This is a genomic window from Rhizobium sp. 01N48 (genome assembly GCF_056399145.1).
Map to the genome: position 1 here is coordinate 54,476 of NZ_JBFTQT010000007.1, position 14,363 is coordinate 68,838.

Consider the following 14,363-nt stretch of genomic DNA (forward strand, 5'->3'; position numbering starts at 1 on the left):
GTAAAAGCAGCCATCAGGCTCTGTCGAGCGCGATCCGCTTCCGGCCCGCGAGGTCCTGGATATACTGCCAGGCGACGCGGCCCGAGCGGGCGCCGCGCGTCGTTGCCCATTCCAGCGCTTCCGCATGCAGCGTCTCGCGGTCGAGCGGCAGCTTGAAGTGTGCGGCATAGCCGTCGATCATCGTCAGATAGTCGTCCTGGCTGCACTTGTGGAAGCCGAGCCACAGCCCGAAACGGTCCGACAGCGACACCTTCTCCTCGACAGCCTCCGACGGGTTGATCGCCGTCGACTGTTCGTTCTCCATCATGTGGCGCGGCAACAGGTGGCGACGGTTTGAGGTCGCATAGAACAGCACATTGTCCGGCCGTCCCTCGACGCCGCCGTCGAGCGCTGCCTTGAGAGACTTGTAGGCCGTGTCGTCATGGTCGAAGGAGAGGTCGTCGCAGAAGACGATGACGCGGTGCGGCGTATCCTTCAGAAGGTCGAGCAGTGCGGGCAAGCTGGCGATATCCTCGCGATGCACCTCTACGAGTTTCAGCGAAACGCCGCTTTCGCGTCTGACATCTTCGTGAACGGCCTTCACCAGCGACGACTTGCCCATGCCCCGCGCGCCCCACAGAAGCACGTTGTTGGCGGCATAGCCTTCGGCGAAGCGCACGGTATTTTCATGCAGGATATCGCGTACGCGATCGACGCCGCGGATCAGCGCCAGCGCCACGCGGTTTGGGCGCTGGACAGGCTGCAAATGCTGGCGGGCAGGGGCCCAGACGAAGCAATCGGCCGCGTTCCAGTCGTTGATGGCGGGCGGCGGTCCCGCCAGCCGTTCCACGGCATCGGCAAGACGGCGCAGTTCGCCGAGAATGATGCTGTTGACGTCTTCGGCCATGGCGTTTCCTCCTTGGGGCGTAAGCGGCTGTGTGCCAATTGCTTTTCCTAGCCGGGTAGCATGGCCTTTTATAAGCGGAAAGGTTATGAGGCAGCGGAATCGGTACGGTTTTCGGCTGTTTCAGTTGCAATCGCAAAGACCATAATTATAGTCCGGCCACCGAGAAAAAAGGCGACAATCCGCCTCCGGAAAAGTTTGAGGAGATTAGCATGTTCATCACCCCGGCATTCGCCCAGGCCACCGACAGCGCGGCGTCGCCGTTCGGTTCCGGCTTCGAAATGATCATCCTGTTCGTGCCGCTGATGGTCGTCTGGTATTTCCTGCTCATCCGTCCGCAGCGCGCCCAGGCCAAGAAGCGCGACGAAGCCCTGAAGGCGATCCGTCGCGGCGACCAGGTCGTCACGTCTGGCGGTCTCGTCGGCAAGGTCACCAAGGTGATTGACGAAAAAGAAATCGAAGTCGAAATTGCTGATGGCGTGCGCGTTCGCGTCGTCCGCACCGGCGTCACCGAGATCCGCGTCAAGGGCGAGCCCGTGAAGGCAGACGCGGCATAATCATCACGCATATCCCACGAACCGGATCACCCGGATCTGACATAGTCGAGAGAAAATGCTTCATTTTTCCCGCTGGAAGACCCTTCTGATCTGGTTTGTGGTGCTGGTGGCCGTGTTGATCGCGGCCCCCAATTTCCTGCCGGCCCCCAATTTCCTGCCGGTTGGCCAGTCCGGCCTGCCGTCTTCCTGGCTGTCCAAGCACCGCGTCGTGCTGGGTTCCGATCTTCGCGGCGGCACGCATGTCGTCTTCGAGGTCGACCGCGCCGATGTCGCGCGCCAGAAGCTGGTCGCCACCGTCGGCGAGATCAGCCGCTCCTTGCGCCAGGCCAATATCCGGTACACCGGGCTTACGGGCAACGACCAGACGGTCACCGTCAAGATCACCGATCCCGCGCAGGTCGACGCCGCCGTCGCCGCGCTGAAAAATCTGACCTCGACAGAAGGTGTCACGCTCAAGCAGGCCAATAGCGGCGACCTCACGATCGAGATCGCGGATGCCGCCATCGACGCCGCCATTTCAGAAGCGCAGGCCCAGTCTGTCGATATCGTCAGCCGCCGCATCGCCGGCCTCGGCAATCCGGATTTCGCGATCAAGCCCGAGGGCGCCGATCGTCTCGATGTCCAGGTCTTCGGCGTCATAGATGCCGAGCGCCTGAAGAACATCCTCAACGAGCCCGCCAAGCTTTCCGTGCGCATGCTCGACGAAACCATGTCGGGACAGGACGCGGTCAACGGCCGCTGGCCGGCGAGCTCCGAAGTTCTCTATTCGCTGGATGATCCGCCGATCCCCTATCTCGTGGACCGTACCGATTTCATCAACAGCGCCAATGTCGTCGATGTCCAATCCTTCGCGGATGCGCAGGCCGACACGGTAGCGATCCGCTACGCGCTCGACGACGAAGGCACCAAGCGGCTGGCCGAGAAGACACAGCAGCACGCCGGCGGCCATCTTGCGATCATCTTCGACGATCAGGTCATGGCCTCGCTCCCGATCAGCGCGCCGATCCTCGACGGCAAGGGCGAGATCCCGGTCAGCTACACCGAAGAGGGTGCCAGTGATCTGGCCCTGATGCTGCGCGCGGGCGCGCTTCCGGCCACGCTGACGACGGTCGAGGAGCGCACGGTTAGCCCGGCGCTCGGCGCGGAATCGGCGCGGGCAGGGCTCGTCGCCGGCATCGTCGCTGCCATCCTGGTTATCGGGCTGATGTTCGGCTTCTATCGCGGCCTCGGCCTGATCGCCGCGCTGTCGCTGCTCCTGAACCTCATCCTCATCCTCGCGGTGATGAGCCTCATCGGCGCCACGCTCACCTTGCCTGGCATTGCCGGCATCGTGCTCATCATGGGCATGGCGGTGGATGCCAATGTGCTGATCTACGAGCGCATCCGCGACGAGGCGAAGACCGGCCGGCCCTTCTTCGAGGCGATCGACTACGGTTTCTCCCGTGCGATCATGACGATCCTCGACGCGAACGTCACCATCTTCATCGCCGCCGTCATCCTCTATTTCCTCGGCAACGACGCGGTGCGCGGCTTTGCCGTCACACTTGCCGCCGGTATCCTGACCACCATTTTCACGGCCGTCACGCTCACCCGCTGGATCGTCGTTACCTGGCTGCACCGCCGTCATCCCCGGCATCTGCCGAAGGATGTCCACACCGGCATCTTCGACCGCGCCAACATCCGCTTCATGGGCATCCGCCGCTACGTCTTTACCGCATCGGCCGCGCTTTGCGTCGCCGCCATGGTTGGCTTCGCGGCGGTCGGAATGCATCTCGGTATCGACTTCGCCGGTGGCTCGATCATCGAAGTGAAGGCCAAGCAAGGCCCTGCCGACCTCGAGGATATCCGCGCCCGCCTCGGCGATCTGCCGATAGGCGACATCCTTGCCCGCAGGCTGGCCGATCCGGCAGGCGCGCTGATTCAGCTGGAAGCGCAGGGCGGCGGCGAGAATGCCGAACAGTCGGCGGTCACGCTGGTGCGCGACGAACTCGCCAACGATTATGATTTCCGCCGCGTCGAAGTGGTCGGCCCCGCCATATCGGGCGAACTCACCCGCGCCGCCTCGCTCGGCGTGCTGGCGTCGCTCATCGTCATCCTCGTCTATATCTGGATGCGCTTCGAGTGGCAGTTCGCCGTCGGCGCCATCGTCGCCACGTTGCACGACATCATCCTGATCCTCGGGCTCTTCGTGCTATCAGGCATCGAGTTCAACCTGACCAGCGTCGCCGCCCTTTTGACGATCATCGGCTATTCGCTCAACGATACCGTGGTGGTCTACGACCGCATGCGCGAGAACCTGAAGCGTTACCGCAAGATGCCGCTGCCGATCCTGATCGACGCGTCGATCAACCAAACGCTGTCGCGCACCGTGCTGACCGCCGCCACCACCATGCTGGCGCTGCTCGCGCTGGCGATCTTCGGCGGCGAGGTCATCCGCTCCTTCGCCTTCATCATGCTTGTTGGCGTTGCCATCGGCACGTTTTCCTCCATCTACATTGCTGCACCGGTGCTGATCGTCTTCAAGCTCCGCCCGGATGCGCTCGATAACGATAACGACAAGAAAGTACCGGAACCGGCCGCCCAGCCCGGCAAGCCGGCAGTGTGAGAATATGGCAAGAGGCATAGAAATACGCGAAGCGCATTTTCCCGGTCGCGCTCCGATCGACACCTACGGGAACGGCGGCTTCCGCTTCGCCGACATGTCGCATCGCGGCTCCATCCTCTGCCTGCCGTCGGGCATCCACGGCTGGAACATGGACGCGACCATGCCGCTGTCGATCGAAAACCTGCAGCGTGTCCTCAATGAAGCCTCCGAGATCGAATTCCTGCTGCTCGGCACCGGTGTCGACATGCGCCCGATCCCCGCCGACCTGAAAGCCGCCCTGAAGGCTGCCGGCATTTCCTCGGATTCGATGAGCACGGGTGCAGCGGTGCGCACCTTCAACATCATGCTGATGGAATCGCGCGCCGTCGCAGCGGCGCTGATCGCGGTCTGACACATGGCCGATCAATCCTCGACGAACCAGGACATCTGCCTGGCGATGCTGCGCGACAGCGATCGTGATCGCTATCTCGCCTGCCTCCTGTCTCCCGAAGACAAGCGCGGCGCACTGGCGGCGCTCTATGCCTTCAACGCCGAACTTGCACGCATCCGCGATCTCGTGCACGAGCCGCTTCCCGGCGAAGTGCGCATGCAATACTGGCGCGATCTTCTGGAGGGAACCGCGCACGGTTCCACCGAGGCCAACCCGGTGGCGGCCGGGCTGCTGGCCGCGATCGAGGCGCATCGCCTGCCGCGCAAGACTTTGTCGGATATGATCGACGCCCGCATATTCGACCTCTACGATGATCCGATGGAATCGCGCGGCGCGCTGGAAGGCTATGCCGGCGAGACCGCCTCGGCGCTGATCCAGCTCGCAAGCCTGATCCTGTCGCCCGAAGAGGCGGCGAAGTCGGCCGAAGCCGCAGGCCATGCCGGTGTAGCCCAGGCGATCGCGGGATTGCTGCTCCTGATGCCGCTCCATCGCCATCGCGGCCAGATCTACATCCCGCTCGAGATCCTCGCCGCGACCGGACTTGACCGAGACACCTTCCTCGCTGGCGAAGACAAGGTGCGCATCTCGGCGGCCATCGAGGCCTTCGCCGGCCTCGGCCGCGACCATCTCGCGAGGGCGCGCAAGGTCGCCATCCCGCAACCGGTCTTCCCGGCCTTCCTTCCCGCAGCACTCGCTGCGCCGGTTCTGTCGAAAGCGCAGAAGCTGGGGGCAGGGCTGTTCGATCGCTCCGCGCAGCAGCCGCAATGGCGCCGCCAGATCGGCATGACCATGGCGCTGATGCGCAAGAAAATCTGAGGCTCGTTCAAACTCGCGCAAGCCTCGCGCGTTATAGCTGTCATCATCGCTTGCTTTGAATGGAGTGTGACGTGAGCATATTGATCTGGGCCACTCTTTTCGTGATGCTCGTCATCGTGGCCTTCATCGCCGTGCGCATGTCGGCCAAGCACGAGGAGCAGGGCCTGCACGATACCGGCCTTGCCATCATCGAATTCAACCGCGCCTTCCCGACCGAAGCGATCCGCTCGCTGCAAGCAACGGCCAACGGCCAGGTGGTCTTCGTCCGCTTGCACGACAACAAGGCCGGCTTCATGCGCAGCATGCAGCGCCATTACTCGTGCCAGGTCATCCAGCCGGGCAGGGTGCGCGTTCAAAGCTCTGACAGCGGCAAGGGCCTGACGGTCGATTTCCTTGATACACCACACCAGAACGGCACCTTCGAGTTCACTTCGCCGAAGGAAGCCTCCGAAGTAGCCCTCTGGCTGCTCGGAAACTACGTCGCCGAACCCGATCGCGAACTGCCGCTGGCCGACCCGACTGCCGCCAACCACCGGTAAACTGTCTCCGATTTTCAGTCGAGCAATGCCCGGCCATGCGCCGGGCTTTTGACGTTTTTCCGCCCGCGCTACCTCTTTCGTGTCATATTGCCTTAGTCCTGAAAGTGGAGCATGTTTCGCGCACACCGCGAGGCCCTATGAATTTTCCTACAACTTATTGGAGGTAAGTATGCTTGCGATCAACGACATTGCTCCCGATTTCGAAGCGCAGACGACCGAGGGAACGATCAATTTTCACGATTGGATCGGCAGCTCCTGGGCGGTCCTATTTTCGCATCCCAAGGATTTCACGCCCGTCTGCACCACCGAGCTCGGCTACATGGCGAAGATCAAGCCGGAGTTCGACCGCCGCGGCGTCAAGATCATCGGCCTCTCCGTCGATCCGCTGGATCGCCACGACGGCTGGATGAACGACATCGAGGAAACGCAAGGCACGCGCCCCAACTACCCGATGATCGCCGACGTCGATTTCAACGTCTCCAAGCTTTACCACATGCTGCCGGCAGCCGTGTCGGGTGATCCGACCGTCCGCACTGCGGCCGACAACCAGACGGTTCGCAATGTCTTCGTCATCGGCCCCGACAGGAAGATCAAGCTGATCCTCGTCTACCCGATGACGACGGGCCGCAACTTCGACGAAGTCATCCGCGTCATCGATTCTCTGCAGCTGACGGCAAAGCACAAGGTCGCGACGCCGGCCAACTGGCAGAACGGCGGCGACGTCATCATCGCCGGTTCGGTCTCCGACGAAGACGCCAAGAAGCAGTACCCTGACGGCTGGGTGTCGCCCAAGCCCTACATCCGCATCGTGCCGCAGCCGAAGGGCTGAGCCCGATCGCGGGACATCGATATCGGATAGAACGCAGGAGGCGAAGATGATCTTCCGTCAGCTTTTCGACCCCGCATCCAGCACCTACTCCTACCTGATGGCAAGCAGGCGGGGCGGGGAGGCGCTGATCATCGATCCGGTCCTTGAAAAGGTCGATCGCTACCTGCAGCTCATTCACGAACTCGATCTGAAGCTGGTCAAGGCCGTGGATACGCATCTGCATGCCGATCATATCACCGGTCTTGGCGCCCTGCGCGACAAGACCCACTGCACGACCGTCATGGGTGAGCAGACCAAGGCCGATGTCGTCTCGATGCGCCTTTCCGACAACGACCGGCTGACCATCGAGGGCTTGTCGCTCGATGTCATCTATACGCCCGGCCACACCGACGATAGCTACAGCTTCGTCCTTCCCGACCGTGTCTTTACCGGCGACACGCTTCTGATCCGCGGCACCGGCCGTACAGATTTCCAGAATGGCGATCCGCGCGCCCAGTTCGAATCCATCTTCGGCCGCCTTTTGAAACTGCCCGACACGACGCTGGTCTACCCCGCCCACGACTACAAGGGCGACACCGTCTCGACGATCGGCGAGGAGAAGGCCTTCAACCCGCGCCTGCAGGTGCGTTCGGCCGATGAATATGCCGACCTGATGAACAATTTGAAGCTCGCCAATCCGAAAATGATGGACGTGGCGGTGCCGGCCAACATGAAGATCGGCATGGATCATCACGACGTCGACAGCCACGGATGGTCACTGAGCGTCCGGCAGGTCTTCGATCTGATGGGCAGGCCTGACGTCGCGCTGATCGACCTGCGGGAGGATAGCGAACGCCAGCGCCACGGCGTCATCCCGTCATCGCTGCACTTTCCCTATCCGGCGCTCGCTGAAAGCATCAGCGCCGGCGGCGTTCTGCATGAACTCGGCGTATCCACCACCAAGCGCCTGGTCTTCTACTGCGCCTTCGGCGAACGCTCCGCCATGGCCGTCCAGGCCGCGCACGACGCCGGCATCGTATCGGCATGCCACATTGAAGGCGGCATCGACGCCTGGAAGAAGGCCAACGGGCCCGTCACCCACTGACCTGTCTTAGCTTGCGGAGAGAGACGGCCTGATCAGGCCGTCTTTGCCACCGGCACAGTATCGCCGAGCCATTCCGCGCAATCGGCGAGTGCCCGCTTGGCGATCAGCTGCCGCTTCATGATCGTCTTGTCCTTGCCGCGGAACCGCTTCACGCCCTCGGGCTTGACGATCGAGCCCGGCTCGAGTTCCGGGAACAGGCCGAAATTGATGTTCATCGGCTGGAACGAGCGCTTGCCCGGTTCCTCGTCGTTGCTGATATGCCCGCCGGTGATATGGCCGAGCAGCGAGCCGAGCGCCGTCGTTGCAGGCGGCAGCGAGACTGCTTCGCCCTTGCGCTCGGCAGCCGCGAACCGGCCGGCGAGCAGGCCGACGCTGGCGCTTTCGACATAGCCCTCGCAGCCGGTGATCTGGCCCGCGAAGCGCAGCCCCGGCCGCGACTTCAGCGTCAGCGAACCGTCGAGCAGCGTCGGCGAGTTGATGTAGGTGTTGCGGTGCAGGCCGCCGAGACGGGCGAACTCGGCATTCTGCAATCCCGGGATCATCTTGAGGATCTCGGTTTGCGCGCCGTATTTCAGCTTCGTCTGGAAGCCGACCATGTTGTAGAGCGTGCCGAGTGCATTGTCCTGGCGCAGCTGGACCACCGCATAGGCCTTCACCGTCGGGTTATGCGCGTTGGTGAGCCCCATCGGCTTCATCGGCCCGTGGCGCAGCGTCTCGCGGCCGCGCTCGGCCATGATTTCGATCGGCAGGCAGCCGTCGAAATAGGGCGTGCCTTCCCATTCCTTGAAACCGACCGTGTCGCCGGTGATCAGCGCATCGACGAAGGCATTGTACTGCGCTTCGTCCATCGGGCAGTTGATGTAGTCCTTGCCGGTGCCGCCGGGGCCGACCTTGTCGTAGCGCGACTGATACCAGCAGATATCCATGTCGATGCTCTCGCGATAGACGATCGGCGCGATGGCATCGAAGAAGGCGAGTGCATCGGCGCCGGTCTCCTCCTGGATGGCGCTCGCAAGCGACGGTGCCGTCAGTGGGCCGGTGGCGACGATCGCCAGGTCCCACTCCTTCGGCGGAAGACCGGTGATCTCCTCGCGCACCACTGTGATCAGCGGATGGTCGTGAACCGCGCGGGTAACGGCTTCCGAAAACCCGTCGCGATCGACAGCCAGCGCGCCGCCGGCCGGCACCTGGTGCTTGTCGGCGCAGGCCATGATCAGTGATCCGGCCATGCGCATTTCCGCATGAATGACGCCGACGGCATTGGCGGTCGCATCGTCCGAGCGGAACGAGTTGGAACAGACGAGTTCGGCCAGATGGTCCGTCTTGTGGGCATCGGTGCCGCGCACGCCGCGCATCTCGTGCAGGATGACGGGAACGCCGGCGTTTGCGATCTGCCACGCGGCTTCGGAGCCCGCGAGCCCGCCGCCGACGACGTGGATGGGAGAATGGGACGAGGTCTGGGTCATGCGCGGCTGATTATCACGCCGCGTCATGACAGCAAACTGGATATTGGCAGGAAACCGGATATTTGAGCAGCACCTGCTGTACCCCGGTCACCCTCAACATTCTCTAGAGATCGAGCTCCAGCCGCGTCTCACCCTTGGCCGGAACCGCGCAACAGATCAAAGCCTCGTCCTCGGCAACCTCGGCCGTCGGCTCCCTGGTATAAGCGACCGCCCCCGACAGCACCTTGGTCCGGCAGCTGCCGCAATTGCCGAGCCGGCAGCTGAACTCCGGCTGCAACCCGCGCGCCTCGGCAAGCTCCAGCAAGGTGCCGCCCTCAGGCTCCCACCGCGCCTCCTTGGCCGATTGCGTGAAATAGACCGGCACCGGCACGTCCGCCGCCGCCCGAGCCTGCACCGGGGCAGCCTCGGTCGAAACGCCACCCGATCGCGCAACCGATGCCACGCCGAACGCCTCGGCATGGATTCTGCCGTCCGCGATGTTGAGGCCACGCAGCCCGTCATAGACCGATTGCATGAAGCCCGGCGGGCCGCAGAGGTAGAAGTCGTAATCGTTGAACGGCAGCACGGCGCGCAACAGCGCCATGTCGATCCGCCCCTGCGCGTCATAGTCTCGCCCCTCGACCGCGCCAGAGACATCCCCAAGCAGCCGGACCAGCCTGACCGCCCCGCCGGAGGCGGCGACAAGCGCCCCAATCTCATCGTCGAAGGCACGCTCGCCCTTGCTGTGCGCGGCATAGAACAACCACACCGGACGCATCCCGCGCTTGCGGAAACCCTCGTAGACGACATGCCTGAGCATGGCGAGCAGCGGCGTGATACCGATACCGGCCGCCAGCATCACCGCCGGCCGCTGCTCCGCCGCATCGATGCCGAACGTACCGCCAGGCGCCCGCGCCTCGATGATATTACCGACAGCAATGTTGTCGTGCAGATGGCGCGAGACCACGCCCTCCCGCTTCACGCTGATGCGGTACTTGTTATCGGACGGTGCGACCGACAACGTATAGGTCCTAATCAGCGGCCGATCCTCGCCGGGGACAGTCACGCGTATCGGCAGATATTGTCCGGCCGCATGCGCGATCAGCCCGCCACCATCGACGGGCTCCAGGTGGAACGAGCGAATGCCTGCACTCTCATCGACAATCCGTGCCACCCGCAACGGCCGCCAGCGGCTCGCCATCTCGGCGGCGCTGATGCGCCCGGCCGCCGACTTCCAATCGCCGGTCATCAGCGCGTTCGGCGACTGCCCGTCGGCGCGCGAATTCCACCGAAGCGGCAATGCATCCGCCCGGTAGACGACCCGACGCGGGCGGAGGCGCCACAGACGCTCCGCGCCCTGGAAGGCGGCGATCTCCGGCGAATCCAGAACGACTTCGGCATCACCAGACAATTGCAGCAGATCGCCGCTGTCGAAATCGACGAAGACAAGCCCGGCGCGGCCATTGATGAGAATATTGCCGAGCGTGTTGAAGAACAGATTGCCAGCGAAGTCGGGGATCGTCAGAACCCCATCCTCGCCGATCCGCACGAAGCCCGGCTTGCCGCCCCGGTGCGAAACATCCACCTGCCGCTCGCCATCGTCACGATCGGCATAGGACGCGACGAAAAACGTATCCGACTTCGAGATCAGCGCCATCGCCCGCGCATCCAGCGTCTCAGCAATGACGGGCGGCACGGCCGAGGAGATTTCAGGCTCGCGGCTGAAGCCGAAATCGCGCAGCTGGATATATTGCGGGCAGTTCCCATAGGACTGGCCGACCGTGACATCGAAGCGATCTGCCTTGCTGCGTGCGATCGTCCCGTTCAGCCGGTTGCGCCGGCGCGTCTGCAGCTCGATCCCGAGCATGCCGATCGCATCGCCATCCTCCATCCCCCGATCGGCCGGATCGGCAGGCTCGCGCGCAAGCTTGACGCTCAGCGTGTGCACATCCGGACTGTCGAGGAACCCAGGATAGTTCGCCCGCAGCGTCGCCCAGGCGTCGCCATTGGCGTCCACCGTGCCGAGCACGATGAAGGGGAGCTGCGGGTAGAACTGGCGGTGCTGGTCAATCAGGTGGTCGCGCAGCACGCGCGCGCCCGCATCCTTCATGCGCGCCGCGACGCCGGCCTTTTCCTGCAGGGCAATCTCCCCGTCATGCCACGGGGAAGGCTTTTCAGTCTGCTTCAAGGCAAGCATGACATTCTCCTTCGTGGATTTTCAAAGACCGGCGGCGGCGCGTGGCCTGTCTCAGGCCGCGTCGGGAATGCCGATCGCCGTCTTCTGGAATGGGCGGAAGCCGGGCAGCGCCTCGATACGCTTCAGCCAGGCGCTGACATTGCCGTAGCGGAAACGATCGACATTCCCCTCCGGCGCGCGGGCGATGTAGCTGTAGAGCGCGACGTCGGCGATCGTCGGCCGATCGGCCGCGATCCACGCCTTGCCGGCCAGCTCCGCATCGATCAGCGCCAGAATGCGGTGCGCGCGTCCGATCACCTCTTCGGTATCGAAGCTCGCGCCGAACACCGTGACCAACCGCGCGGCGGCCGGGCCATAGGCGATTTCGCCGGCAGCCACCGAAAGCCAGCGCTGCACGGAAGCGGCGCCCACGGCATCCTCAGGCAGCCAGTCCGGCGCATGCTTCTTGGCGAGGTAGACCAGGATCGCATTCGAATCCGCAAGCACCAAACCATTGTCATCGAGCACAGGGATCTGCCCGAACGGGTTGAGCGCCAGGAAGGCAGGCTTCTTGTGCTCGCCACCGGCGAGATCGATATCGACAATCTCGGCGTCGATCCCGGCAAGCGAGATGAACAGGCAGGCGCGGTGTGCGTGACCCGAAAGCGGGTGCGAGTAGAGCTTCATGGAACTGGTCTCCGTTGGTGTTGCCGAAAGAATAATTGTTCCTGATTTCGTATGGAATTTCGATTATGAGAAAGGGACTGTTTCTCTGGATGGAATAAAAGGTGACGATATGGATCGGCTTCACTGCATGAAAGTCCTAGTGCGGGTTTCCGAAACGGCAAGCTTCGCGGAAGCGGCGCGCCAGCTGCACATGAGCCCGCCGGCCGTCACCCGCGCGGTTGCCTTTCTCGAGGATGCCACCGGCGCGCGCCTCTTCGTGCGCTCGACGCGATCGGTCAACCTGACCGAGGCCGGCCGACGCTATGCCGATGATTGCAAACGCATTCTGTCCGAGATCGACGAAGCCGAGGCCTCCGCCGGCGGCTCGCACGCGACGCCATCAGGCATGCTGACCATCACCGCGCCCGTGCAGTTCGGGCAGCTGCATATCATGCCTGTCATGAGCGAGTTTCTCGATATCCATAAGGGCGTGACCGGCCGTGTGCTCTTGTTCGACAGGATCGTCAGCCTGGTGGAGGAGGGGATCGACGTCGCGATCCGCATCGGCCGCCTGCAGGATTCCGATCAGACAGCGATCAAGGTGGGCAGCGTGCGCCGCGTCGTCTGCGGCGCGCCCTCCTATTTCGAGCGCCACGGTGAACCCAAAACACCCGCCGATCTCGCCAACCACGCCACGATCGTCAACACCGGCTCGTCGGCACCCCTCGACTGGCACTTCGCCCCCGACGGCGCCGCCGCGACCCTGCATCCACGCCTCTATTGCAACACGGTCGACGCCGCGATCGCCGCCTCGGTCAGCGGCTGGGGACTATCCCGCCCGCTTTCCTATCAAGTCAGCCGGTACGTGGCCGCCGGCCAGCTGCGTCTGACGCTCGAAGATTACGAGGAACCACCGCTGCCGATCCACGTCGTTCACGCAGAGGGCCGCCACGTTTCGGCCAAGACAAGAGCCTTCGTCGATTTCGCGGTGGAGAAGTTGCGGGCGTTGGAGATGTAGGTGGGGAGGACTTATTTTCCCTCAGTGATTCACTTTGCTTCTAGCGGCGGCGCTTCGCCAGATGACTTGAAATAAGAGAGCGTTGGTTCAATCCACTCACCGCCCGGAATCTTTCCGAGCGCCGCCAAGGCCCCTGCCGTCGTTACTGCCAAAAGAGACGCTATGATCGCCTTTGCCACAAGTTTACGGCCCTCGCTTACGACTTCTTTTGCGAGTGCTGATTTCGCTGCCAAAGACCAAAGGTTTTGAAGGGTCCCGGCGAGAGCTAGGACATCACGCTTGTCAGCAGCCTTTTGATCCGTCCAGCCGACGACTGTTTCCAACGCATTCGTCACGTCTGGTTCGGCGTTGTTGTGGTTCCTTAGCTCGCGAATAAGTGCCAGGGTGCTCTGCGAGAGAGCGTTGATGGACTCGTGATCGATGTCGACGGCGTTCTCGCGAAAGATTCGCCAGTCTTCGAACTGGGATGCCGTTGCGGAGACGAGGTCGACATGGGATCGCAGCAATTCGAACAACGTGGGCGACAACTCTTCAACATCGCCTCCCAACACACGGCCACAGGTCTGATTGAACATTCCGATTTGGATAATGTTCGCCCGCGCCTCGAGTTTGTCCTGTAGAGCCTTGAAGGCGTCCTTAAGGCGAGGGGAGGAATTCGATTGGGATAGCTGCTCGCCGACGTATGCGCCCTTCTCGATGGCTGCTTCCAAGGCTGATGAAGCGATTTCCCTCTCTCGCGCAGTAGAGCGAAGCGGTTGATCAACTACCACAACCTGTTCATTCTCGAAGCCGAATTGAAAAGCGGCCGGTTTTTGGCCGGGCAGGGATTCCAGAATCTCGTCGGGGCCAAGTTGGCTGAGGCCGATCTTCATGCCGAGCAACAGGTTATTCAAGCTCGACTTGTCCAAGTCGTGGATCGGTATGGCCGATAGCGCTAGTTCGAGTGCGGTTATGTCCCGTGTTCGCAACGTATCGACTTTGCTGAGTAGTCTCTGCACCTCCGCCCTAAGGCCCGACAAGTTTGCGCTGAAGTGGTCCTTCCGTACGCTGCCCATCCGGCCAATACGGGTGTCCATCTCCTGCAGCAGGTTGCGAAGTTTGTCAGGCTTCATCGCATGGTCCCGGTTTGTCGTGAGGACAAACGATATAGTCGGCGACGTCAAAGGGCCAGCCGATCTTGACGGGAGACCAGTTATTCACAGTCAATCATGACACCGGTGAGTCAACGAGGATATCGAGCAACTTACCCGCGTCGTGCATAATGGCTTAAAAAGAAATGTGACTTAACTTCAGTAGAACTTCACAATAGTAAGAA

The 14,363-nt window shown here is 62.6% G+C and carries 13 protein-coding genes; 8 read left to right on the forward strand and 5 right to left on the reverse strand.

All coding sequences use genetic code 11. From position 1 onward, the window contains the following. Nucleotides 1-13: 13 nt before the first annotated feature. Entirely contained in the window at nt 14-886 is an 873-nt protein-coding gene (locus tag AC1DOG_RS14930) for an ATP-binding protein (protein ID WP_113237028.1), read from the reverse strand. Nucleotides 887-1,095: 209 nt separating this feature from the next. Between AC1DOG_RS14930 and yajC the strand changes: the two genes are divergently transcribed. The 7 genes from yajC (at nt 1,096) to AC1DOG_RS14965 (ending at nt 7,743) form a co-directional block, all read left to right on the forward strand. Continuing rightward, nucleotides 1,096-1,440 carry a preprotein translocase subunit YajC gene (yajC, locus tag AC1DOG_RS14935; RefSeq protein ID WP_047510188.1) on the forward strand — a complete coding sequence of 115 codons (345 nt, stop codon included), beginning with the start codon at nt 1,096-1,098 and terminating at the stop codon, nt 1,438-1,440. 55 nt (nt 1,441-1,495) lie between these two features. Further along, nucleotides 1,496-4,045 (forward strand): protein translocase subunit SecDF, encoded by a 2,550-nt coding sequence (gene secDF / locus AC1DOG_RS14940; RefSeq protein WP_477929047.1) that lies wholly within the window; start codon nt 1,496-1,498, stop codon nt 4,043-4,045. 4 nt (nt 4,046-4,049) lie between these two features. Beyond that, nucleotides 4,050-4,436 carry an Mth938-like domain-containing protein gene (locus AC1DOG_RS14945; protein ID WP_113012207.1) on the forward strand — a complete coding sequence of 129 codons (387 nt, stop codon included), beginning with the start codon at nt 4,050-4,052 and terminating at the stop codon, nt 4,434-4,436. A 3-nt stretch (nt 4,437-4,439) separates the two neighbouring features. Next, nucleotides 4,440-5,291, forward strand: a complete 852-nt coding sequence (locus AC1DOG_RS14950) for a phytoene/squalene synthase family protein (protein WP_477929049.1) — start codon at nt 4,440-4,442, stop codon at nt 5,289-5,291. A 71-nt stretch (nt 5,292-5,362) separates the two neighbouring features. Beyond that, on the forward strand, nt 5,363-5,830 hold the full coding sequence (locus AC1DOG_RS14955; RefSeq protein WP_477929051.1) for a hypothetical protein: 468 nt from the start codon (nt 5,363-5,365) through the stop codon (nt 5,828-5,830). Nucleotides 5,831-5,999: 169 nt separating this feature from the next. Beyond that, the gene (locus AC1DOG_RS14960) at nt 6,000-6,659 is read left to right on the forward strand and encodes a peroxiredoxin (protein ID WP_477929053.1); all 660 of its coding nucleotides are present in this window, start codon (nt 6,000-6,002) and stop codon (nt 6,657-6,659) included. Nucleotides 6,660-6,705: 46 nt separating this feature from the next. After that, nucleotides 6,706-7,743, forward strand: a complete 1,038-nt coding sequence (locus AC1DOG_RS14965) for an MBL fold metallo-hydrolase (protein WP_113012205.1) — start codon at nt 6,706-6,708, stop codon at nt 7,741-7,743. A gap of 32 nt (nt 7,744-7,775) precedes the next feature. On the opposite strand, the gene trmFO is transcribed toward AC1DOG_RS14965, so the two are convergent. From trmFO to AC1DOG_RS14980, 3 genes are all read right to left on the reverse strand, one after another. Next, nucleotides 7,776-9,209 carry a methylenetetrahydrofolate--tRNA-(uracil(54)-C(5))-methyltransferase (FADH(2)-oxidizing) TrmFO gene (trmFO, locus tag AC1DOG_RS14970; RefSeq protein WP_477929055.1) on the reverse strand — a complete coding sequence of 478 codons (1,434 nt, stop codon included), beginning with the start codon at nt 9,207-9,209 and terminating at the stop codon, nt 7,776-7,778. 103 nt (nt 9,210-9,312) lie between these two features. Then, on the reverse strand, nt 9,313-11,385 hold the full coding sequence (locus AC1DOG_RS14975) for a 2Fe-2S iron-sulfur cluster-binding protein (RefSeq protein ID WP_477929057.1): 2,073 nt from the start codon (nt 11,383-11,385) through the stop codon (nt 9,313-9,315). Between the two features lie 51 nt (nt 11,386-11,436). After that, nucleotides 11,437-12,051 carry a glutathione S-transferase gene (locus AC1DOG_RS14980; RefSeq protein ID WP_112983100.1) on the reverse strand — a complete coding sequence of 205 codons (615 nt, stop codon included), beginning with the start codon at nt 12,049-12,051 and terminating at the stop codon, nt 11,437-11,439. A 109-nt stretch (nt 12,052-12,160) separates the two neighbouring features. Here AC1DOG_RS14980 and AC1DOG_RS14985 point away from each other — a divergent pair, with 109 nt between their 5' ends. Then, the gene (locus tag AC1DOG_RS14985) at nt 12,161-13,048 is read left to right on the forward strand and encodes a LysR family transcriptional regulator (protein WP_477929060.1); all 888 of its coding nucleotides are present in this window, start codon (nt 12,161-12,163) and stop codon (nt 13,046-13,048) included. A 29-nt stretch (nt 13,049-13,077) separates the two neighbouring features. Here the strand turns inward: AC1DOG_RS14985 and AC1DOG_RS14990 are convergent, their stop codons facing one another. Beyond that, on the reverse strand, nt 13,078-14,160 hold the full coding sequence (locus AC1DOG_RS14990; protein ID WP_477929062.1) for a hypothetical protein: 1,083 nt from the start codon (nt 14,158-14,160) through the stop codon (nt 13,078-13,080). Nucleotides 14,161-14,363 lie beyond the last annotated feature (203 nt).

Coding starts and splice junctions, on each gene's coding strand:
- AC1DOG_RS14930 (WP_113237028.1), bottom strand. CDS start 886: ATGGCCGAAGACGTCAACAGCATCATTCTCGGCGAACTGCGCCGTCTT.
- yajC (WP_047510188.1), top strand. CDS start 1,096: ATGTTCATCACCCCGGCATTCGCCCAGGCCACCGACAGCGCGGCGTCG.
- secDF (WP_477929047.1), top strand. CDS start 1,496: ATGCTTCATTTTTCCCGCTGGAAGACCCTTCTGATCTGGTTTGTGGTG.
- AC1DOG_RS14945 (WP_113012207.1), top strand. CDS start 4,050: ATGGCAAGAGGCATAGAAATACGCGAAGCGCATTTTCCCGGTCGCGCT.
- AC1DOG_RS14950 (WP_477929049.1), top strand. CDS start 4,440: ATGGCCGATCAATCCTCGACGAACCAGGACATCTGCCTGGCGATGCTG.
- AC1DOG_RS14960 (WP_477929053.1), top strand. CDS start 6,000: ATGCTTGCGATCAACGACATTGCTCCCGATTTCGAAGCGCAGACGACC.
- AC1DOG_RS14965 (WP_113012205.1), top strand. CDS start 6,706: ATGATCTTCCGTCAGCTTTTCGACCCCGCATCCAGCACCTACTCCTAC.
- trmFO (WP_477929055.1), bottom strand. CDS start 9,209: ATGACCCAGACCTCGTCCCATTCTCCCATCCACGTCGTCGGCGGCGGG.
- AC1DOG_RS14975 (WP_477929057.1), bottom strand. CDS start 11,385: ATGCTTGCCTTGAAGCAGACTGAAAAGCCTTCCCCGTGGCATGACGGG.
- AC1DOG_RS14980 (WP_112983100.1), bottom strand. CDS start 12,051: ATGAAGCTCTACTCGCACCCGCTTTCGGGTCACGCACACCGCGCCTGC.
- AC1DOG_RS14985 (WP_477929060.1), top strand. CDS start 12,161: ATGGATCGGCTTCACTGCATGAAAGTCCTAGTGCGGGTTTCCGAAACG.
- AC1DOG_RS14990 (WP_477929062.1), bottom strand. CDS start 14,160: ATGAAGCCTGACAAACTTCGCAACCTGCTGCAGGAGATGGACACCCGT.